Here is a 21,601-nt window from a genome sequence, read left to right as displayed (position 1 = left end):
TTTTCATATCAAGCGGATGATAGTTATTTAGCTGTTATCGGGGGGATTAACTGATGAGCCACACACGTCACAGTCGCAAGTGGTTTTGGATTGCCTTTATCTCACTTTTATTACTAGGCGGCATTGTCTGGGCAACAGCTGAATTATCCGGACAAGCCAATGCCCTGGCTCAGGATTCGGGTAAAAACTCTGCGGAAATGGAAGAATTGTCCCTGGCAATTTTAAAAAAACCCAGTGGACCCACCCCACCGCCTTGCGATTGGCAAAAAGAAAAAACACTACGCAAACAGATTGAGGAGAAAGACAAAAAATACAAAGAGCTGGTCAAGACCTCACCCGAGCCGGGGGCCTGCGGCGAAGATTTTAAAGACCAGGTAATTGGCTTGGCCGAAGAGTACTACAAACTTCAAAAGCAATATGCTGTCATGTGGGAGAAATGCAACTGCAAATCCAGGGCGAAACTCGCTCACAAACTGGCCGATTCCAGAAAAAAAAGTGCTCAGGTTGTAGTGAGCGAAGCAGACTCGGACAAGCTGAACGAAATGCAGACCGCGCAGGAAGAACTCAGCCAAGCCAGGCGCGAATATGCTCAAGAAGCCAAACAGTCCAAGAGTTTGTCAGTTGAAGACAGGAAAAAGATTCAGTCCAGTGTAATTCCCAAAGTTTCTTCCACCATCAACCAGTTCGTGGCGTTTTCCGCCAATGTGGCCGCCTTACTGCAGGAAGTCAAAAAAACTACAGAAAAGGCAACCAGTGGCGGTGTGGGAGGGTTCCTTTCCGCAGCTAAGGACATGGCCAGCGGTGGTGGAACCAAATTACTCAATACTACCAAAACCTTGCTCGCTGTGAGTAAATCCATGGTGGGTAATGCCAAGGGGCTCATGCAAGACGCCGAGACACTTAGCGGTGAATAATTCTCGGATAAATGTTCCTTGACTTTATAAGCACTTGGCGGGAGAGATTCCTCTCCCGCCAACATCCCTTAAATTCCTATCAAAACATTTCGCAAACTTCCTACCTGATTGAAGAGGGTTCAGGATGCAAAAAAGTAAGATCCTATCTCTTGGTATTGCCCTGATTGCCGGGTTAATTTTTTGTACGTCAGTATGCGCCGCCGACCTTAAAACTCATTTTCAAAAAGGCCAGACTTTTTACAAGCAAGGCAAGCTCAAACAGGCGATCGAACATTTCCAAATTGTGGTTGATCTTTTGATCAAAGCTAAAAACCCTGCCGCGGCCCAAAAGGTTTTATCCAACATCGGGGCAATGCAAATCAGGTTGGGAAACAACGAGGGGGCAGTGTCCACCTTTAAAAAGGCTCTTGAAATCCATAAAAAGCCGTCCCCTGAATTCGCAATCAAACTGCGCGGTAACCTTGCAGGGGCCTTCTACGCTCAAGGGGATTACAAAGCTTCCATTAAGCAATTAAAGCTCATTAAGCAAAAATACAAACTAAAGCAGAAGGAAAGGACCGAGATTGAGCTCAGAATCGCAGATGCCTACCGTAGAAGCGAAATGTACAACCAAAGCATTATCTTCTATAAGAAAGCCCTATCGCATCTGCAAAAAGGTCAAGATCTGAGCACCCAGTCAATGGCTTTAAATTCCTTGGGGCTTTGTTTTAATAAACTTGGTCAGTACGAAAAAGCAATTGACCATCTGAACAAGGCTTTGCCCCTTGCTCAGAAGGCCCAAAACAACCACGCGATATTGGAAGCCAATTCAAACCTGGGTATCACCTACTGGGAGCTTGGCGATTATCAAAAAGCCCTGAAATATTTTAAAAAAGCCATGGACCAGGCCCGACAGGCCAACCTTAAACGAAATCTGGGGGCAGATTACAATAATAAAGGTCTGGTTTTCAAAAGCGCCGGCCAATACGAAACAGCCATCGATTCCATTGAACAGGCCCTTAAAATTGCAAAGGAAATACAAAACATAAAGGACCAAGCCATAGCCCTGAGCAACAGGGCGCTGATTTACCGTATTCAGGGATATTTTCCAAAAGCCCAGGCGGACTATGAAGAATCACTTGACCTTTATGAAAAGGCCGATTTTAAAGAAGGGCTGGCAAGTTCACACTTGGGTCTGGGTAAGTTGTATGAGCTGCACCAAAAGGACTATCCCAGAGCTTTGGATCACTACCAAAAAGCTTTAGCCCTTTATACCAAGCTTGAAATTATTGCCTATCAGGCCGAGGCCCTGAACCAGATTGCCCGCATCTACAAAACAGGCATTGATCCCGAACGTGTTTCCCGTGACCTTTTATTTGAAGACGAACCACCCCGCTTCCTGTCCATAAGCAAACAAAAAGCCCTGGACCTCTCCCGGCAACCATATGAAAAGGCATATGAGCTTGCAAAAAAGACCGGTAAAAAAGAGGTGCTCTGGAGCGCTCAGCAAGGCCTGGGGTTTGCCGAGAAAGAAAAAGGAAACCTTAAAAAAGCTCTCAAACATTACCAGGCGGCCATTGAAACGGTCATGCAAATCAGTGCTGCGGGAAACGATTCCGAATTAATGGGAGACTATCTGAAAGATAAGGAAGACCTCTTTACCGAGGCGATTGAGGTGGCATCCGAGTTGGTTCAAAAGGAAAACAAACCGGCCTACCTGACAGCCTTATTCAATTTTCAGGAAATTTATAAAAACGAGGTGATTAAAAACGCCGCTCAAACCGCTTTGCCTGAATTTGAAGATCAGAAAAAAAACGACCTTTATAAAAAACTAAAAACCCTTATTGCTCAACAGAAAAAGTTGGGGCAAAACCGGTCCAGCCTTTCCAGCCGCATAGCCAAGCAGGAAAAAAACAATTCAAAGGCCGATCCGGAGCTGTTCGAGGAGGCAAAGAAACTCGAACTGGCTTCTGATAACCTGGCGGCATCATATAAAGATCTTCTGAAGCAATGGAAAGCGAAATACCCAAATGATGCGGCGATGTTTGACAGCAACTCACGTCTGGATATCACAAAAATCCAGGCCAAGCTGGGTCCTGATCAGGCATTACTGCAATACTTCCCCCTTTCGGATTGCTTGAACATTCTCTGCCTCACAAAGGATGGAGTTGAGATTAAAAGGGTGCCGATAAGCTACCGGCAATTGGCCTCCCTGATCAGGGATGATTTCATTTGGGAACAAATTGAGCTTTTTGGGCATCAAAAAAGCAAAAGAAGCGAACAAGAGGACTTGATTCAATGCAACCAAGTTCTTGCTCGCCTTTATGGAATTCTGATCAAGCCTTTTGAGGCCAAACTGGCAGGCAAAAATCATTTACTGATCGTAACCAGCAAGTATTTAAGTTATGTACCCTATGCTGCCCTGGTATCTGACCTTAAAGACAAGGCATTCCCCAAATACCTGGTGCAGGATAAAACTATTTCTTATGTGAGGCTGTCCTACTTTGAACAAGTCTTCAAGAGCCAAGAGAGCAGCCAGGGCCTCTCTACTGATATGCAAATTGTAGCTCTGGGCAACCCCGACCACAAAGATCTGAAGGCCGCATTGCCCCCGTTGCCGGGAACCGAGGCTGAAATCAAAAGGATGGCAGCGACAGCAAAATCAAATAACCTCAAGCAGCCTTCGATTTTATTGAGAGCCGAGGCAACAGAAGATGCCTGGCGTGAATTGGTTTCACAAAAACCTTTTGAAGTTTTTTATTTTGCCACCCACGGAGTGCCTTATGCCGAGTTACTACAAGACAGACGCAAAATCAACAAAGCATATAAAAAGTGGACCAGTATTCTGGATGATCCTAACCTGACAGGGAAGAAAAAAGATAAGTACTCTAAAAGAAGAAAAAAATTTGAACCATTTTTAAACTTTTGCAAAAAAACCTTCCCTACAAAATCTCCACTCCTGGGCTTTCTTTACATGTCTTACTCAGGTCGGGAAAAGCATGACGGAGTGCTGACTCTTAAAGACATCATGGAAATGCCGGATCAACCTTTTGCCAATGCCAAAGTAGCGGTTCTGTCCGCTTGCAATACCGCAGTCACATATTCACCAAAGGTAAAGGCCTCTTTACGCAAAGAGCTGGAAAATAAAGAACTAAACCAAGAATTGGTCGATGCCGGATGGACTCCGGGAGTTGATCAGATTTGCCTGGCTGACACCTTTATGCGCCGGAATTTCAAAAGTGTGCTCGGCACATTATGGTTTGCGGACGACCAGGCTGTCGGATTTATTGTAGGAGAATTTTTCGTTAACCTGGCCAGTATGTCTCCGGCAAAATCCCTACAGAAAGCCCAGCTCGATTACCTGCAAAAACCACCGCTGCCTAAAAATTACACACAAACTCCCACCCATCCGTTCTTCTGGGCTGTCCCAGCGATATTTGGGAGGTAAAAAAACCACTTACCCGGAATAAAGTTACCGCCAAATAAATCAAACATGAAGCAGAGTGCCTTGTAAAAAAGCACTCTGCTTCAATAATTCAAACTAAAAACCTATGCTGACAAGCTATTTGACAGGCAGTGATTCCTGTTGCCAGACAGCCCATTCCTCAATCAACTGTTGAAGATTATCGGGATTATATCCTTTTAACTTTTTTATGGCTTCTTTTTGTTTGCGTTCACCAAGTTGATTCCATTTAGCAATATACTTCGTCCGGAAATCTTGATCTTCATCCCAATAAACATGCCATCGCTCTTGATTTAGATTTAAAGCCAACGACCGCCTTTTCCCCTTAGAGGCACCAACAATATGTCTGATATTTGGATCCCCTTTAACGAATCCATCATTTGTTTTAGAGATAACCTTTTTGCTTATTAAAATATCGATCAGTTCCCGTTCTTCAGTATCATATGGAGAAGCAACATTGAATTTATTATCATTAAGCCAATTGAGGACTTGATCAATAGAATAGTGAAAAGCCTGGGCTCCTCTGGCAAACCTGTCCGGCTTCATAGATGCGTCTATATCTTTATTAAACAACGCCAGTCTGAAGATCATTTTGGCCAAACTACTTTGATTTCCATGGATTATAGTGAAGGTGTTTGAACGGTATTTCCAAAGATGATAAAATAGTTTATCCGCATCCTTACTTAACTTACCTGTCATCACTCCTGGCCAGGGATTATTTTTCGCATCCGGGGCAACAATGTTTTTTTCTAAAATTACTTTTCCATTTTTGATTATTTTAGCAGAATCATAAGACGATACTACCTTAGCCCAGACAAAAGAGGAGCTAAACACCATAAATCCAAAATTAAGAGCGAAGCAAACAATAAAGATTAAAAAAATATACCTTTTCCAACAAAACATAATTTCCCCCAAAACAAGACACTAAATTTTCATTTCATATTATCATATACTTTTTTATAAAGACATACAAACACCTAAAAAATAACTATTTTTCATTTTAATTCATTTTCATATAAAATATTTATTTTTCCCGTTCAAGCCTTATACAATTAATAGCACTTCATAATTTTTGCAAACAGTAATAACAAATCAGTTAAGCTAAAAAGTTTTTTAAAATTTAAAGTCAAAAAAATTGAAATATTCTCATACTATCACCCATCTGATTATAGCCAAAATACGTTTTTATTTAATCAAAGCCCGACCCCTGGCCGGCAACCAAGTCCAAACTGTAACAACACACCAATAATTATTCATAATCTTTCATTACGAAGCGGTGAACCAATTTTTTCGGACAGCTTGGCGGCTTGATTAAGTTTGATTTGGTCGTTCATATTTAAGCCGCTTTTTGGGCGCCCTGGAAGTATGCCTGGTCCGGGGTGCGATAGCCCAGTGAGGGAAGTTCCCTCCGGGTATTCTAAAAGTCGATCCAGATCCCCAGCCCTTTTCCAAGGGCTTTTCCGTTTTAAAAAATTAATGTAAACACATCCGTACTTAAACGACCACCACAGTCGCTCAATGAATACGTTGTCCATTGAGGCACCGCAGCCCTTTATGGGTATTTTTTAACTTTTCTCCTTGTTAAAGGCCAAACATGTTAAGTGGCTCACTGCTCGATGTTGAATATCTCCGAAAGCGTATGCATCAACGGCATCCTCCCAGACCGCCGGTAGAGCACCCGACGCAAGTATCAGTTCATTACCGGCACCAGGTACATGGGCCCCTGACACATGGGAATGTAAATGATATTGGCGAACCACACACATGGCTTGTCCGTTCAATGACCATACCCCTCAGTAGGTTAGGATAGACCTTGGTCTCCGGGCGAAGCTTGCTGCACCCGGGGTGTGGGGTATATGGCCGCAATTCCCATCTTGCCCATCAAGCGGTACACCCTTTTACGCCCCAGGCTGTAGCCTTGCTCTTTTATGGAGCGGATCATGCGGCGGCTATCGAAAAAGGGGGCACAAAAAGCACTGCTCGTCAGCCAGAAGCATCACCTTCAAATTCAGGGGAGATTCGCTTTTGCCCTGGTAGTAAGATGACGAACGCCTGACACAAACCAGGTAACATCGGCGAGTAAGGCTTTGGCCTTTGGTGATTGGGAGCAATCATTACCATTCTCCGGACGTGACCCAGCACCCCAAGGCTTTGCCAAAATCCCCTCTCCTCAGTCAGTTCCCCGATCTTGGTATAAACTTCCTAGATACGCCCCTGTTCCCGGGCCTCATGGGCAGTATGGCCGCCACGGGAAAAAGCCTCCATGCCCCAAGAGCCTGCATTTTCCACCTAACATGAACGGATTAGTCCCTTAATTGGAGGCAAGCTCGGCTATGCCCATGTCCCCCTTGATAACTTCAAGAGCAACCTTGCACTTAAACGTGAGTCTATAGGTCTTACGCTTAGCCATCATTTTCTTCTGATTTATATAGCCAAATCAGACTAACACAGTTGCCTAAAATTTGGGGGCGCCTCTTCCTGCTAAAATCCAATACCGTTTACCGTACCAGAGGAGCACCACACCTGAATACAAACAAGTCATCATTAAACAAACCGCTAAAGCTGAGAGTTTATTTCCAGGCAACCAATTACTTTTACAACCAAACCAGAATTTTTCAGCAATATAGATCACGAAATATTCGTTAATCTTATTGCAAACATCTTACCTTGAATATTATAGCTAATAGTTAAATTTATATTATTAAATTAAAGCACTTTACGTATTGAAAACTTAAAGCATATTTATTGCTAACTATTTGATATTATTTATGCTTTCTCTCCAAAAAAGATAAGAACTATTGAGATATTACCTTCTTTGTCATCAAAAAGCTTACAAAACCATAATTGAAAGATATTAAAGATTGACACAAACAAATTACCTGTTTATTTTTCTAACGTTTAGTTGAGTTGTCTAGTTTTTTTTAATTATGAAGTAATTTACCAGCGTGATTAAGCGTCTCTTTTTTTACAATAATTATAAGCAATTTAGTAGTAAAACTTCTTTATAGACTAAATTAAAGGCTCCCATTATTTGATATTAAACCTAATGTGAAAACGGAGATTTTAATGAAAGCGAATCTTAACTTCAAAATTTTAGGCGTAATAATATGCCTTTGCTTTATCAGTGCCTGCGCGGCAGGTAGTGGATTCGTTCACCCAAGGGCCAACTTCAACAAAGTTGGTAGATTGGCTGTGGTCGTTAACAGCGCAAACTTAACGGATCTTCAAAAACAAGAGACTGCCGACCTGTTTTCAATGGCTTTATTAAAAAAAGGTTTTCTGGTCATAGACCGGGCAAATCTGGACCAAATTGCACAAGAAGCCGATTTTCAAAACGCAGCTGAATTTACCACCGGCAAAGGAGCCGCCCAACTTCGCATTCATAACGTAAAAACACTGGTCATTGTAAATGTCGACAATGAAGGATCCGAAGTAAGCATGACAGCAAAAATGACCATGCTGGAGACCGGTAGCCTGGTTTGGATGGGTGAAGGCACAGGTGATTCCAAAAAAGGCTGGGCAGCACTGGGAGGCGGTTTACTGGGGGCTTCCGTGGGCGGGCTTGTCGGCACCTCCGTGGGCAGCAAGGATTCCTCTTCAGCCAAAGCCGGAGCATTGGTGGGAGGCGCCACCGGCGCGGTGATTGGTGCGGCCCTTGACCCCTCAAAGAAAAAACTCTACCGAGAAGTAATTGAAAAAACAACGGAAAGCATCCCCTTTCTGACAGCCGGATAAATCAAGATCATTTGAGGTGGGGAAAATGCAAAAAGCCAGGATTTTCTTAGTCATAAGCCTTTGCTTAGGTTTTGTTTTAAGTGCCGGAAATGTGGAGGCTAAGGGAAAGCTTTTAACCATAGCTGTATTTGATTTTGACCTGCCGGGCAACTCTGTATCCACTCAATTAAATATCGAAGGCCCAGAGGGAAAATCAGCCAAAGCTGAGATTAAAAACATGGTGCGAACCAATTTATTAACCGACAAAATCGTCACCGAGATAGTCAAATCAAAGCGGCTAAGCGTAGTTGAAAGGTCAAGACTTGATGCGGCCATGAAGGAGCTGGATTTCAGTGCATCTGAGATGACCTCCCCGAAAAACTCCATTCGGGTGGGCAGGATGCTTGGAGCGAAGCTCCTTTTGTTCGGAGTTCTTAACAATATGGAAGGCAGGGTGGAAAGCGAAAAAATCCCCTACACTTCCCGCTATAGAAGAACGGGCAAAGTATCTCTGGGTGCAAGCATCCGCATAGTTAATGCCGAGACAGGTAAAATTCTAGCTGCAGATCAACTCCAATATCAAAAATGCTTTGGGAATATTGAAACCCGGCGTTTAGAGGGTATGCACATCCAAAGGGCGCTCAATGGATTCACCCATAAATTGGTTTACATGATTTTGAATGAAATTTTCCCCGTCAAGGTGGCCTTGGCCAAAAACGGTCAATATTACCTTAACCGGGGATCAAGCGGAGGTATAACAAGAGGCGATACTTTTAAAGTCATCCGAAAAGGAGAAACCATTATTGATGAGGATACAGGCGTTATGCTGGGATCATCTCAAACTGATCTGGGAACTATCGAAGTTGTAAGCGTAGAGTCGAAAATGAGCATTGCAAAGCTCATCAGGCCGGTTGAGGGCCTCAGCATAGCAAAAGGCGATATCTGTAAACCGGCATCCCCTCCCAGAGTGGTTCGGACAACCAGGGAGCCTGACAGATCAGTGGATGATGTTTTTAAGTAGTGATGAAGGAATGGAATCACCCCTTTTCTTTTTTCTTTACAAACAACGCTCGCCCACAAAAATAAACAACCACCGGGAGCCCCGAAATGGGGGCATCCCTGTTTGCTGACAAAGTCCTCCTGGGCTTTGTCAGCAAACAGTTGGCAAAAACCGAGTTTTGCCAACTGGCTAGAATTACTAGTCTTAAGAAAGACTCGCAATCCCGCTGGCCGTCATTCGGGATCCCCAAAATCTCTGATTTTAGGGGTATTTCGTGGCCCACTCTCAGCCGGTGAAAAATCCTGCCGAATCAGCCTATCAAACCTGACTAATGCTTCGGCCCGCTTAATAAGAATAAAGAATTCACCATCCCCATGTGCCATTACACCTTGTGAACATTTTCAATTTGGCCCGCTTAAACTCATTTATGATAGTATGATTAGTAGTAATAATCGATTGTAACTTGACATTCAGGAATCAAATAATGGTTTGTTTTCATAAATAAAAATAGCCAATTTCATTTAAGACAATTTACCCGGCAGGTTGTTTTTAGTGTGCTGATTCAGGTTTCATGGGATGACCCTTGAAAGATCCGGAAATCACATAACTAAGCTACTTATTTAAATCTTTCCAGCTATTACTCGCTGCCAGGCAGCGAAAAGACCCTGAAACAAAGCCAAAAGCAAAAGTTGATTTAAGCCGCAAAACAGAAAGGCCAAAAAGCAAGAGAGGGCTATACCATGGTCACCAAATCAGAAAGGCGCTTTTACCTCAGGCAGTTCAAGGTGATCTGCCATGCCATAGCAACCTATGGGGATCTGAACACCCTTATCCAGCATCTGGTTGAAGGCACCACCCGATCCTTCAAGGCCAAGGGATGCAGCATCATGCTTTTGGATGAGCAGGAAAATCAGATGATCCACGTGGCCAGCTATGGCATCAGTGATCAATACCTTAATAAAGGACCGGTGCTTTTCGTAGACGCCTCCCATTGTTCTCTGTATACCGGCGAAGCCGTATTTGTGGAGAACATGCAGAACGATCCCAGGGTGCAGTATCCCAAGGCCGCGGAAGAGGAAGGCATCGTCTCATTGCTTTCCATCCCCATCAAATGCCGGGAAGTAATCACCGGCGTGCTGAGGATATATTTCGCCGAGCCAAGAATGCTGCACGATGACGACGTGGAATCACTCGCTATTATGAGTGAGTTATTAGGCCTGGTCATTGACAATAACGGGCTCAAAAATTTCCTTGAGCATGTCAAAATGGCCTTAGAAAATTTACCTTTGCGAATGCTTTAATAAAGACCAGAAAATAATTCATCCGGGCCTGATTTAAGCTGAGATAAAACTTAATCCAATAACTGATCATCATTAAGGACCAAACTGAAAAGCTGCTGATCTTGAAATATTAAATACGTCTTGATAACCCGATTAAAGCCGGAATATGGTGCAATGGATAAACTAAATCCGATCACCGACACTACTGAAATCTATTCCATAGATCGCGATGATATTCTCCTGATCGGCGGACGCTATTACAAGGTCACCGGCCATGCTCATGAGATGCGGTTCGGAATGGATGACCCTAAATTCTGGGTTAAATGGGCCATTGATCAAGAGACAGGAGAAAAGAAACTCATTAAACTTTCCTTTTTCGAAAATTTCGAGACCCGTATAGGTCCAATTTCCATTATGTGCTTCAGGAGTCCTGAGAAAGAGGCAAAAATTCTCGACCAGGTGAGAAATCATCCCCATTTTATGCAGGGAATCTGGCATAAGGACGAAAAAGACAATATCATCAGGATCTTGGATGTTATTAGCGGCCCTAATTTTTTTAACTATATAGCTTCATTCAATTTATCCTATGAAGACTATTTCAGGCGCATTTTACCGGTTATTCTGAAACAAATTTTAAAGGTCCTAGACGCACTCAGATTTTTGCATCTGAACGGATTTCGCCATGGTGACATTAGAAACGATCACATAATTGTCGAAAGAGATAGCGGAAATTACGTGTGGATTGATTTTGACTATGATTACCAGACAACTGAAAACCCCTTTGGCCTAGACCTTTTTGGAATCGGAAACATATTGATCTACGCTGTCGGCATGGGGCTTCACACCTTACACATGATCAAAAAGGATCGGAAAAAGTACGGCAATCTTTATGACGATTTGGATGGAGCTGATTTCTCAATAATCCACCAAACCCGCTTTATAAATCTTAAAAAGATTTATCCGATAATACCTAAACCTTTAAACGATGTATTAATGCATTTTTCGAGAGGAGCCAGCATTTATTATGAAGTCATGGAGGAAATTATCGAAGACGTAAGCCGATGTATCTATCTGCTGGAGGAGTAGGTTAACTAAGATGAAAGATTGAATCAAAACAGGGGTGATCCAGTGCCAAACTCAATCCTTGTCTGCATTAATGATTCTGTCAGTTCCAGGGCCGCATTGGAGTTTTTCGCATCCATGGCCATGTGTCCGGAGGAATGCAACATAACTTTATTGCATCTTTTCCGCCAGGTCAGCGCCAGTGAGGAACTGATGGGCCGTAAATTCACCGAGCAGCAGCCCGCCCGTTTCCAGGCGGTATTGGAGAAAGCCAAGGACAGCCTGGTGGAATTCGGCTACAACCCAAACCTTATAGAAACAAAATTGATCACCGAAACCTTTCCTACGGTGGCTGAAGGCATACTTGAACAATGTCGTGAGCAACATTACGACTTGGTCATAATTGGCCGTAAGCGCATGTCCAAGGCAGAAGAATTTGTCCTGGGAGATGTCAGCATCAAGCTTGTGCGCGCCCTGGAGGGTACAGCGGTCCTGGTGGTCAAGACCAAGTAGGGCTTTTACCTTGCCGGCAGTTAATCGAGTTATATTAAAAAAATTCTTGCCGCACACTTTGAGACCGGCAAATTCCATTCACTCCTTAAGCTCCCATCCCGGCCCGCTCCTCCTTGCTATTTTTTTCACTTGCACGTAAATCAGCCTGAACCCAATTCGCCATTCTTGCGCCTGTTTTAAGTTGCCAAGCCCTTTTTATTTTGTAAATATAAATCTATAGTAATACAATCCTGTTTGATAATAGTATCTATTTAAAGGAACAGGATATTGCCTTATTTCACCAAACAAATCCGGGCATAGGTCCTTTTCGGTAAACGTTTTCCCCAAAATACGAGGAGACAAAATGGGCGACAGGCCAAACGCAGTTTTCATGCAATCAAATCCACTGACCCTGACCGGAGATGAGCCTCAACTCGGGGCCAAGGCCCCTGACTTCACAGCCCTGGCAACAGACCTTTCAGCCAAGAGCCTTTCCGACTATACCGGCAAGGTGATTATCATCTCATCGGTCCCCTCTTTGGATACACCGGTCTGCGAATTACAAACCAAGCGCTTCAACACCGAGGCCGAAAAATTGGGAGAGAATGTAGTCATTCTCACCTTGAGCATGGATCTTCCCTTTGCTCAGGCCAGGTGGTGCGGGGCTCAGGGAGTGGAAAAACTTGTCACCTTAAGTGACCACAAAGACGCATCTTTTGGACAAAATTACGGCCTTTTGATTAAGGAGCTGCGCCTTTTGGCGCGGGCGGTCCTGATAATTGACCAAAACGGCATGCTGGTTTACAGGCAACTTGTTCAGGAGATCTCCCAGGAACCGGATTACGAAAAAGTTATGGAAGCATTGAAAAAGGTATTCTAGACTTTCTGCTATTTATGCCGGTGGCTTCCGGAGAAAAATTTCTCCGGAGGCCACCATGCTTCAAACTACGCCCTGCCCTTTTTTTACGGCGCCCAAAAAACCGTATAACAATAGTTTTTTGCGACCATTAAACCGAGCCGACCACCGATTAACAGTCATTACCATAATAAAATACTAAATACCCAAACAAGGTATTACAAATGGCCCAAGCGTCTAAAAACAAGGACAAAGAATCCGCAAATCCCGCTCAGGTAAAGAAAAAAAACCAGGATAAATTAAAAAAATTTGTCCAATACACTCCGGACATTGCCTTTTTATGCTCCCTGCGCAACCCGGTTATGCTTGATGTAAATGACCTCTTTATTGAATTCTCCGCTGATTCCAAAAAGAATATTATAGGTAACACGCTTAGAAAACTGGGCTATTGGTATAATGAGCAGGATTGGCTGGACTTTTTACAAAAGATCAAGATAACCGGCCACTGCCTTAACCAGGAAACTATTTTCAATGCCAGTGACGGCAGGCGATACCCGGTTTATATTTCAGGACGCCTGATAAAAACCCAAAATGAATCATATATCATTACGACCTTACGTGACATCTCCGGCCGCAAGGACCTGGAAGAAGCATTTCGCAAACAATCCGAGCTTTCGAGCAAGGTGATAGAAACCGCGGCCGAGGGAATCTGCATGTGCCATGCCATAGAAGACTTTCCCTTTGTCTGCTTCACCATCTGGAATCAAAGCATGGTTCGGCTTACCGGCTATGAAATGGATCAGATCAACCGCCTCGGCTGGTATCAAACCGTCTATCCTGACCCTGACTACCAGAAAAAAGCTCGGGATAGAATGCTGCGTATGAGATTGGGGGACAACCTCAAGGCGGAGGAGTGGGAGATAGTCAGGGCCGACGGAGGGAAAAAAATTGTGCGCATCTCCACTTCCACCGTCATGGATGCAGACGGAACCCCCCATTCCCTGGCTATCATTCAAGACGCCACAAAATTCCGGGACCTCACCAGGGCATTAAGAGAAAGCCAGACCCACTACCAGGCGCTCTTTGAAAAAAGCCCAGCGGTTATATTGTTGATCGATCCCCAGACCTCTGAAATCATAGATGCCAACCCCTCTGCCTGCACCTTTTACGGTTATGATCACGCCGGGCTCACCTCCATGCTCATAAGCGATATCAACATCCTTACCGCCGACGAAATAGAACACGAAATGGGGAAGGCAAAATCAGCATCCCAAAACCATTTTGCATTTAAACACCGCCTGGCAAATGGAGAGGTCAAAGCAGTGGATGTCTATTCCGGCCCTATTGTCATGGAAGGCAAGGAACTGCTTTATTCGGTTGTGATCGACGCAACCGAAAGGCAGGAGGCCCAAAGAAACCTCATGGAAAAAGAGCGCCTCATGGCTGCCATAAAGACGGCGGGCGCGGTTTGTCACGAGTTCAACCAGCCCCTGCAAGTCATCGTCACCCATGCGGAGCTTATGTTTGAAAAGTATGAAAACAGCCCAGAGGTGCTGAAAGACTATGCCGTTTATCAAAAAGAAGCCATTAAAATGGCCGGCATCACTCACAGGCTGCAAAATCTCACTCAGTTCAAGACCAAAACATATATAAATGATGTGGAAATTTTGGATCTGGTTAAATCCAGCAATTAGCAACTACCGGTCGGGCCACGGCTTTTCGACTTGACCGACCCAGGCTTTGTCTGATGGAATTTTATACAAATTTTCAGGAAGTTAAATAACTGGAGCTATCATCTTCACCGCCCATATATAAAGGCCGGGCTCCCCGGCCTCAGGGCAGTCGAAAAGAATACCTTTTTCCGGGCTCAAAAGTGTAAACGGCCCTTTAAATTCCACAACCTGCATTCTTCGTCCAATCAGGCGTCATTCACATCCCGAAGCCCCGCACCAAAAGCAGGTTTGACATCCTCCCTCAGTGGCCAATGCGCCTCCGCAACGGGGGCATTGCCCCGGTTTGCTTGGGCTGTCCCTGGCAGGCTCACCAGGCAGAGAAGCCAGTTCCAGAACCTGCCTTCCTCTGCTCCCGTGCCGAAAGACTGTGATGCCCTTCAACCCCATGGCGTGGGCCTGTTCAAAAACCTGCCACACCTCCTTGACCGGGGCCCGGGCAGGCAGATTCACGGTTTTGGATACGGCATTATCCGTATAAAGCTGAAAAGCCCTTTGAATGGCCATATGCCCCTGGGCCGTTATCTCATGGGCTGATTTAAAGACCTCCCGGTCTTTAAAGGGCAATCCGGCGATACTTGCGGCCAGGCCGCTTTGAGCCAGGGCCTTTTGGTTCTGCAAAGTGTCCAGCCCAAGTTCAGCCAAGCGGGCCTTAAAGGCTGGGTTCACTTCATTGACCAGTTGGTCATCAAGCATACGCCTCTTATGGCTTAAGGCAAAAAGCGGCTCTATGCCCGCGGAGCAACCCATGAGCAAAGAAAGAGCACCGGTGGGAGCCAAAGTGGTTACAGTGGCGTTTCTCATGCGGGTCTCGCCTTGAGCGGGAAAAACGCTTTTGGCAAAAGCGGGGAAGCTGCCCCTTTGCCGGGCCAGGTCACGGCTCATCTCCCTGGCAGCGCTATTTATTGCCTTCATTACCTTTTGGGCCACTTGAGCAGCCCGGCTTGACTCATAAGGGATATTTAGCGCTATGAGCAGATCGGCAAACCCCATAACCCCAAGCCCCACTTTGCGGGTCAAACGAGTGGCCTTTTTCACCTGCGGCAAGGGAAACCGGTTTACTTCCAAGGCATTATCCAAAAAGCGAACCACCAGACCGGCGGCCTCCTCCAGGGCGGGATAATTTATCTGTTTTCCCTTTACAAACCTGGGCAGAACCAAGGAAGCCAGATTACAGGATTCATAAGGCAAAAGGGGCTGTTCACCGCAAGGGTTGGTGGCATTGAACCGCCCCAGGGCCGGAGTGGGATTGCCCCTGTTAAGGGCATCAAAAAAAACCAGACCGGGTTCACCGGCGCCATGGGCCGATTCAACCATCAGCTCAAATAGCCCCCTGGCCTTCAGTTTACGCACCCGGGAGCCGTTTCTGGGGTTGATCAGATCCCAGTCCCGATCTGCCCGCACCTTTTGCATGAACTCATCTGTAACCATGACCGAAAGATTAAAGTTGGAAAAAAGATCCAGTTCAGTCTTGGCCCTTATAAAAAGCTCTATATCCGGGTGGGAGACATGCAGAATCCCCATGTTGGCCCCCCGCCTCACCCCGCCCTGTTTTATGGCTTCAGTTGCAGTATCAAAAACCTGCATGAAACTCACCGGGCCGGAGCTTATGCCGCCGGTAGAGGCAACCTGGTCTCCCGCCGGGCGCAACCCGGAAAAATCAAAACCCGTTCCGCCCCCGGTTTTATGAATTATGGCAGCCTGCTTGACCGTCTCAAAAATACCCTCCAGGCTGTCCTCCACAGGCAGGACAAAACAGGCGGATAATTGTCCCAAAGGTCGACCGGCGTTCATGAGAGTCGGTGAATTAGGCAAAAACAACCCTTGACTAAGGGCTGATAAAAAACGTTTCTCCCAGATGCGGGCCTCGGCCGAGCCGCCCGATATCTCCTCTGCCCCGGCCATGGCCCGGGCCACCCTCTGAAGCATCCGTTCCGGGGTTTCAACCACCCTGCCCTTTTCATCCCGGATCAGGTAACGTCTCCTCAAGATCTCCCCGGCATGGGGGCCAAAGGGAAAACCAGGATCTTTTCGGGCATTTTCCTTTGAGGTTTCAGAATGCATATCAAACCTTAAAAGTTTTTGGATTCTCCGTTGGGGAAGACAACTCTCCTGCCTGGCCGACTCCGCCGGTATTCTCATTATAAACAAACAGGCGGGTCCGTGGGGACCCGCCTGTAGCTGGTTTACTTCCGACAAAACAAGGTCAAATCAGGCCTTGGACAGCTCCTCTTCCTTAAGCACCCTGCGCAGAACCTTGCCCACCATGGTCTTGGGCAACTCGTCCCTGAACTCCACAGTTGCCGGCACCTTGTAATGGGTCATGTTCTCCTTGCACCAGGCAATGATCTCCTGTTCTTCGACCTGGCCCTCAAAATCGTCTTTAAGCACCACAAAGGCTTTGAGCTTTTCACCCACAGCCGGATCAGGCAGACCAACCACAGCCACTTCCAGAATCTTGGGATGGGAGAACATGTAGTCTTCCACTTCCTTGGGGAACACGCTGTAGCCCTTGTGCTTCACCAAGTCCCTGGCCCGATCCATGATAAAGATCCAGCCTCTGTCGTTCATATAGGCCACATCACCGGTATAGAGCCAACCGTCCCTGAGGGCGCGGGCGCTTTCCTCGGGGCGGTTGTAATAACCCTTCATCACCTGGGGACCCTTGACGCAGAGTTCACCCACCTGGTCTTCGCCATAGCCAAGCTGGGTGTCTCCAGTCTCCAGATCCATTATTTTGGCATCTGTATTGGGGAAAGGCAGGCCGATCGAACCCCAAACCCTTTCGCTGCCCTCGGGCAGTTCAAAGGGGTTGGCCGTCACCACAGGGGATGATTCGCTGAGGCCGTAACCCTCCACAACCAGTGAACCGATCTTTTTCTCAAAGGTCAGCTGCACATCCCTGGGCAGGGGACCGGCTCCGCTTAGGCATTTTTTGAGCGGGCTAAGGTCGAATTGATCCAGCCCCTCGGTATTGTTGATCTTGTTGAACAAAACCGCCACACCGGCCATAACCATGCTGGTTCCCTTGCCCCATTTCTCGATCTGAGCGGCCCATTCCTTCATTTCAGCCGGAGGCCTGGGGAATAAAAGCTGATAACCGCCGGTGGCCACAGCCATGTTCATGCAGCAGGTCATGGCAAAAACATGGAACAGGGGCAGAACCCCCACCCAGCCCCAGCTGGGATCAACGCCTCTGATCCAGGCCGACCCCATGGCCACATTGGAGACCAGGTTCTTGGCGGTAAGCATGGCTCCCTTGGGCGTGCCGGTGGTGCCGCCGGTGTATTGCAGAACAGCCAGGTCTTCGGCCGGGTTAATCGTGACTTCAGGCACATTTGGCTGAGTTTTTAACAGCTCCTTGAAGCTCAGGGTCTCAGGAGGCATCTTGCCGGTGGGTATCTTCTTCAGCAATTTACCCAGGAAGATCTTTATGGGCGAAAAGCCGCAGACATCGGCAATATTTGTTCCGATAAGGTGTTTTATCCCGGTCTCCCTTATGATCTTGGCGGGAGCCTCAAAAACCGAATCCAGCACAATGAGGGCCTTGGCGCCGGAGTCATTGAGCTGATGCTTCACCTCCATCGCCTTGTAGGTGGGGTTGATGGCGGTAACCGTAACACCCAGTCGCTGACAGGCGAAAAAGGCAATAACAAACTGATGCGAATTGGGCAGCATCACCGCGGCCACATCGCCTTTGCGCAGGCCAAGGTTGTGCAAGGCAGTGGCGAAGCGGTCCACATAGTCATCCAACTGCCTGTATGTTATGACTGAATCCAAAAATACAACGGCTTTGTTGTCCGGGTGTTTACTCGCGGTATCGCGCAGCAATTCACCCATGCCGATTTCAGGCACGTCAATTATTTTATCTACACCTACAGGCCAATCCTGGTACCAAGGCCGATCACCCAGACTATCACTTGTCATCGCACACCTCCTCGGGGACCGGCTGCCCCGGCCCAATCAGTTTTAGATACGGCAACACCCCTAAATCTCTCACAATCCTTTAGCCAAGGGGGCCAAAGAAGTGACCCTGCCCGACTCCACCACAAAGGATATGTTTTCTTGACTCAGCTTGGTTTTAAGGCTATAAGCCCCGGGAAGCAGATTCAAAGGCAGGCCCGCCTCACCCTCGGCCAATTCCCTGCCCTTGGCATCCAACACCGTGAACCCGGCCTCTCCTTTTTGTTTGGGCTTTTCAACCAAAAGAGCCCCCAGCACGGGCAAGGCAAGCATTTTTTCTTCACCGGTGTGCAAAGAGACTTCTATTTTTGTCTCGGGTATCGTCATGATCCGTAAGTCATATTCTCCGGGAGGCAACTTAAGTGTCCGGCCGCTATGCCCAACCTCCCTCAAGACAATGCCGCCTTTGGCCCTGGCCTCATAAGCAAGGCGCAAATCGCCAAAAGCCCCTTTTATTTTGACATTCAACCCGCAAAAAAGTCCCACCGGCACCTTTATCCTGCCTCCGGCCGCCAAGTCCAGGCGCCAGCTCATTTTAGCCCTGGGCAAGGAAAGCAAATATTTTCCTGCGGGCAATTCCTTTTTAAAGGGCGCGCTGCGCCACTTTTCAACCACAGACCCGTCACTGGGCCTTGCCAACCTGAGATTCCAGGCTTCTTCGGGCTCCAGCCCTTTTTGCAGAACCACTTCCAACAGGCCCTTGCCGCCTGTTCTCAACAAATTATTTGGACCGGATACCACCTTGACCTTTGCCGGTGGCTCCCCCGGGCCAATACGGTTTCCAGACGGCCAGGAGAGATTATAAACCCCGGACCGAATCTGCATTCTGCGGCCTGTTATGCCCTGGCGCTCACCATAGGCCCCCTGCCGTTTCAGATCAAAAACCACGGGAATTGCGTGGTTGGCCTCATCGTGAGCCTCGACCAAAAGCCTGGTGGGTGTAATAGCGGTGAGCCAGGCGGCCTGCATCTGCCGCCTCAACCTTTCAGGGGTCTTCACCTCAAAAAACGCACCGCCGCCCAAACCGGCCAGGCGGCGCATTTTGGGTGATCCCTTACCCAAAGAAACCACGTGGCAATAAAAATCCCCTTTCGGCAAGGGCAGGTCTAAAACAGGAAAAGAACCTTCATCCCCGGCTGTTACTAAAAGCAGGCTGCCTTTGCCTTTTTTGCCAAGCCATTTGGCTGCCTCGGAAAGGGCGTGGCTGAGATCAGGGTCAAGCTTACAACCGTTTAAGGAAAGAGAAAGCTCCCTTAAGTTGCCTGCCTTATCCGGTTTAACCGCGGGACCGGTCGCTCCCTTTTGCCCCAGCCATAGCCCGGCACTGATTCTCTGGGGCAAGGTTCTTAATTTTATTTCCAAAAGCCTCTCAAGGCTTTCAAGCCTCACATCCTTGCCCCACACAAGCTGCATGGGAGGGGCGCAATCCACCACCACCGCCAGATTCCATTCAGCGCGCACAAGGGCGGTACTTGCGGCATGGGATCCCAGGGGCTGCCAGCCCCAGAAAACACAAAACAGCATCACAAAAGATATGGTTCTCAGCATGAATCATCCCAGCGGAGCGGAGACACTACGGAAAAGACCTGGTTTTTATTTGGTCTTCCCCAAGAACGGCTAAATTTTACTGCCCATCTTTTCGAACAGCACTCAATTCAAATAAAGGGATTACTCCTCCCTTAGCTTGGAATAGAATTGTAACAGCCTGCTGGGTTTTTTTGCGGGAAGTTGCTAACACCATAGACTCTCAGGCTATTGTCAGGCAAGTATTTTCTCCACAAAAATGACACCCTTGTGCGGGGTTGTTGGTTTTTAAAATTTTTTTATTTTCAATTTCAACCTCTTAAACACATATGATTAGTTATTTACTATATATAACCAATATTTCATATAGAGACGCAAAGGCGTATTCCGGGCCGGCAGAAGCCTTCCAAAGGGGGTTTTTCGTTGTGGCCTGAATCAACCCACTTGGAAAAAAACCTTGACGAGGCTCTTAGTGATGGTTAGCTTGCAAAACCTATGGAGAGGAATAAGAGCAAGGCAGAAGCTGATCTACCCTACTGGCTGGGCTTAAGGCTCATACCGGGAGTGGGCAGCACGCGCTTTATTCGCCTGATTGAGGCGTTGGGCTCCCCCCGCGAGGTTTTTCAGGCCTCGGAAAATGAACTGAAAAGGGTAAAGGGCCTCAATGCAAAGGTAATCCGGGCCATAAGGGAAAAAGCCTGGGTCAAGGATCCGGAACAGGAGCTGAGACGCTTGGGCGGAATAAACGCAAAAGCGATCACCCTTATAGATCCTCTGTATCCTCGGAACCTGGCGTCCATACCGTTTCCTCCTCCGGTTTTGTATCTGCGCGGTTCATTAGAAGAGGTCGGGCAAGGTGCTGTGGCTGTGGTCGGTTCCCGCCGCATGAGCCCCTACGGCAGGCGCTTGGCACGTAAACTGGGGACGGAACTTTCCCAAAACCGCTTGAGCGTGGTTTCGGGCCTGGCCAAGGGCATTGACACCGAGGCCCATTGGGGAGCCCTTTCCGCAGGCGGCCATACAGTGGCGGTCTTGGGCTGCGGCCTGGATGTTCCTTATCCCAGGGAAAATTTGGAGCTGGCCATTGAGATTGGCCAAAAGGGTGCTATTATAAGCGAATTCCCCTTGGGAACCCCGCCCCAGGCGCCTAACTTCCCGATCCGCAACCGCATTATATCAGGTCTTAGCCGGGCTGTAGTGGTGGTTGAGGCAGGGCTTAAAAGCGGTTCTTTGATCACCGCCAGGCACGCCCTGGACCAGGGCAGGGAGGTGTTTGCCGTGCCCGGGCCGGTAGGCAGTCCGGGCTCGGTTGGCTGCCATCATCTTATAAGCCAGGGCGCCGGACTTTTACAGTCAGTGGCGGATCTTCTGGAACCGGGGGCCATGGCTTATATGCCTGAGGCGTCGAATCAGGAAGAAAAAGCGCCGGACCTCTCCGGCTTACCGGCAAAGGCCGCTGTAATCATGTCTCTTTTGGGTGATGATCCGGTTCATGTTGATATTCTCACCCGAGAGAGCAAACTTAACTCCCAGGAGGTCAAGGCCTTACTGGTACACTTGGAACTAAACGGGCTGGTGACACGCGAGCCCGGTGAATATTACGTTGTTCAATAAAGCTTCGGAC

At 47.2% G+C, this 21,601-nt stretch carries 15 protein-coding genes; 10 read left to right on the top strand and 5 right to left on the bottom strand.

Annotation, left to right across the window (positions count from 1 at the left end):
• Nucleotides 1-53 precede the first annotated feature (53 nt).
• The gene (locus X474_RS01165; protein ID WP_044346197.1) at nt 54-914 is read left to right on the top strand and encodes a hypothetical protein; all 861 of its coding nucleotides are present in this window, start codon (nt 54-56) and stop codon (nt 912-914) included.
• Between the two features lie 124 nt (nt 915-1,038).
• The gene (locus X474_RS01160; RefSeq protein ID WP_044346196.1) at nt 1,039-4,341 is read left to right on the top strand and encodes a CHAT domain-containing protein; all 3,303 of its coding nucleotides are present in this window, start codon (nt 1,039-1,041) and stop codon (nt 4,339-4,341) included.
• A gap of 114 nt (nt 4,342-4,455) precedes the next feature.
• On the opposite strand, the gene X474_RS01155 is transcribed toward X474_RS01160, so the two are convergent.
• Together X474_RS01155 and X474_RS25405 are read right to left on the bottom strand one after the other, a co-directional pair.
• On the bottom strand, nt 4,456-5,259 hold the full coding sequence (locus X474_RS01155) for a hypothetical protein (protein WP_044346195.1): 804 nt from the start codon (nt 5,257-5,259) through the stop codon (nt 4,456-4,458).
• Nucleotides 5,260-6,157: 898 nt separating this feature from the next.
• On the bottom strand, nt 6,158-6,343 hold the full coding sequence (locus X474_RS25405) for an IS3 family transposase (protein ID WP_331456617.1): 186 nt from the start codon (nt 6,341-6,343) through the stop codon (nt 6,158-6,160).
• Nucleotides 6,344-7,422: 1,079 nt separating this feature from the next.
• Between X474_RS25405 and X474_RS01145 the strand changes: the two genes are divergently transcribed.
• From X474_RS01145 to X474_RS01110, 7 genes are all read left to right on the top strand, one after another.
• Nucleotides 7,423-8,091 carry a glycine zipper domain-containing protein gene (locus X474_RS01145; RefSeq protein ID WP_044346194.1) on the top strand — a complete coding sequence of 223 codons (669 nt, stop codon included), beginning with the start codon at nt 7,423-7,425 and terminating at the stop codon, nt 8,089-8,091.
• A gap of 25 nt (nt 8,092-8,116) precedes the next feature.
• Nucleotides 8,117-9,091 (top strand): CsgG/HfaB family protein, encoded by a 975-nt coding sequence (locus X474_RS01140; RefSeq protein ID WP_044346193.1) that lies wholly within the window; start codon nt 8,117-8,119, stop codon nt 9,089-9,091.
• A 719-nt stretch (nt 9,092-9,810) separates the two neighbouring features.
• Nucleotides 9,811-10,371, top strand: a complete 561-nt coding sequence (locus X474_RS01130) for a GAF domain-containing protein (protein ID WP_044346191.1) — start codon at nt 9,811-9,813, stop codon at nt 10,369-10,371.
• Nucleotides 10,372-10,524: 153 nt separating this feature from the next.
• A complete protein-coding gene (locus X474_RS01125; protein ID WP_044346190.1) occupies nt 10,525-11,436 on the top strand; it encodes a serine/threonine-protein kinase in 912 nt (303 codons plus the stop codon).
• 42 nt (nt 11,437-11,478) lie between these two features.
• A complete protein-coding gene (locus X474_RS01120) occupies nt 11,479-11,925 on the top strand; it encodes a universal stress protein (RefSeq protein WP_044346189.1) in 447 nt (148 codons plus the stop codon).
• Nucleotides 11,926-12,268: 343 nt separating this feature from the next.
• On the top strand, nt 12,269-12,784 hold the full coding sequence (tpx, locus tag X474_RS01115) for a thiol peroxidase (protein ID WP_044346188.1): 516 nt from the start codon (nt 12,269-12,271) through the stop codon (nt 12,782-12,784).
• Nucleotides 12,785-12,984: 200 nt separating this feature from the next.
• Nucleotides 12,985-14,454, top strand: coding sequence for a PAS domain S-box protein (locus X474_RS01110; protein WP_044346187.1), 1,470 nt, complete (start codon nt 12,985-12,987; stop codon nt 14,452-14,454).
• Nucleotides 14,455-14,685: 231 nt separating this feature from the next.
• Here X474_RS01110 and X474_RS01105 read toward each other — a convergent pair whose 3' ends face one another.
• The 3 genes from X474_RS01105 to X474_RS01095 form a co-directional block, all read right to left on the bottom strand.
• On the bottom strand, nt 14,686-16,554 hold the full coding sequence (locus tag X474_RS01105) for an adenosylcobalamin-dependent ribonucleoside-diphosphate reductase (RefSeq protein WP_044346357.1): 1,869 nt from the start codon (nt 16,552-16,554) through the stop codon (nt 14,686-14,688).
• 147 nt (nt 16,555-16,701) lie between these two features.
• A complete protein-coding gene (locus X474_RS01100; RefSeq protein ID WP_044346186.1) occupies nt 16,702-18,417 on the bottom strand; it encodes a long-chain-fatty-acid--CoA ligase in 1,716 nt (571 codons plus the stop codon).
• A 69-nt stretch (nt 18,418-18,486) separates the two neighbouring features.
• Complete coding sequence (locus tag X474_RS01095) at nt 18,487-20,001, bottom strand: hypothetical protein (RefSeq protein ID WP_044346185.1); 1,515 nt, start codon at nt 19,999-20,001, stop codon at nt 18,487-18,489.
• 471 nt (nt 20,002-20,472) lie between these two features.
• On the opposite strand from X474_RS01095, the gene dprA reads away from it, so the two are divergent.
• Nucleotides 20,473-21,591, top strand: coding sequence for a DNA-processing protein DprA (gene dprA / locus X474_RS01090; protein ID WP_044346184.1), 1,119 nt, complete (start codon nt 20,473-20,475; stop codon nt 21,589-21,591).
• Nucleotides 21,592-21,601: the final 10 nt, after the last annotated feature.

Source organism: Dethiosulfatarculus sandiegensis (genome assembly GCF_000931935.2).
GTDB lineage: Bacteria > Desulfobacterota > Desulfarculia > Desulfarculales > Desulfarculaceae > Dethiosulfatarculus > Dethiosulfatarculus sandiegensis.
This window is presented reverse-complemented; position numbering and strand designations above follow the sequence as displayed.

What these genes read in the sequence shown, in the direction of transcription:
- X474_RS01110 (WP_044346187.1), top strand. Translation starts at nt 12,985, where the DNA reads ATGGCCCAAGCGTCTAAAAACAAGGACAAAGAATCCGCAAATCCCGCT.
- X474_RS01165 (WP_044346197.1), top strand. Translation starts at nt 54, where the DNA reads ATGAGCCACACACGTCACAGTCGCAAGTGGTTTTGGATTGCCTTTATC.
- X474_RS01130 (WP_044346191.1), top strand. Translation starts at nt 9,811, where the DNA reads ATGGTCACCAAATCAGAAAGGCGCTTTTACCTCAGGCAGTTCAAGGTG.
- X474_RS01095 (WP_044346185.1), bottom strand. Translation starts at nt 20,001, where the DNA reads ATGCTGAGAACCATATCTTTTGTGATGCTGTTTTGTGTTTTCTGGGGC.
- X474_RS01100 (WP_044346186.1), bottom strand. Translation starts at nt 18,417, where the DNA reads ATGACAAGTGATAGTCTGGGTGATCGGCCTTGGTACCAGGATTGGCCT.
- tpx (WP_044346188.1), top strand. Translation starts at nt 12,269, where the DNA reads ATGGGCGACAGGCCAAACGCAGTTTTCATGCAATCAAATCCACTGACC.
- X474_RS01155 (WP_044346195.1), bottom strand. Translation starts at nt 5,259, where the DNA reads ATGTTTTGTTGGAAAAGGTATATTTTTTTAATCTTTATTGTTTGCTTC.
- X474_RS01105 (WP_044346357.1), bottom strand. Translation starts at nt 16,554, where the DNA reads ATGCATTCTGAAACCTCAAAGGAAAATGCCCGAAAAGATCCTGGTTTT.
- X474_RS01140 (WP_044346193.1), top strand. Translation starts at nt 8,117, where the DNA reads ATGCAAAAAGCCAGGATTTTCTTAGTCATAAGCCTTTGCTTAGGTTTT.
- X474_RS01145 (WP_044346194.1), top strand. Translation starts at nt 7,423, where the DNA reads ATGAAAGCGAATCTTAACTTCAAAATTTTAGGCGTAATAATATGCCTT.
- dprA (WP_044346184.1), top strand. Translation starts at nt 20,473, where the DNA reads ATGGAGAGGAATAAGAGCAAGGCAGAAGCTGATCTACCCTACTGGCTG.
- X474_RS01160 (WP_044346196.1), top strand. Translation starts at nt 1,039, where the DNA reads ATGCAAAAAAGTAAGATCCTATCTCTTGGTATTGCCCTGATTGCCGGG.
- X474_RS01125 (WP_044346190.1), top strand. Translation starts at nt 10,525, where the DNA reads ATGGATAAACTAAATCCGATCACCGACACTACTGAAATCTATTCCATA.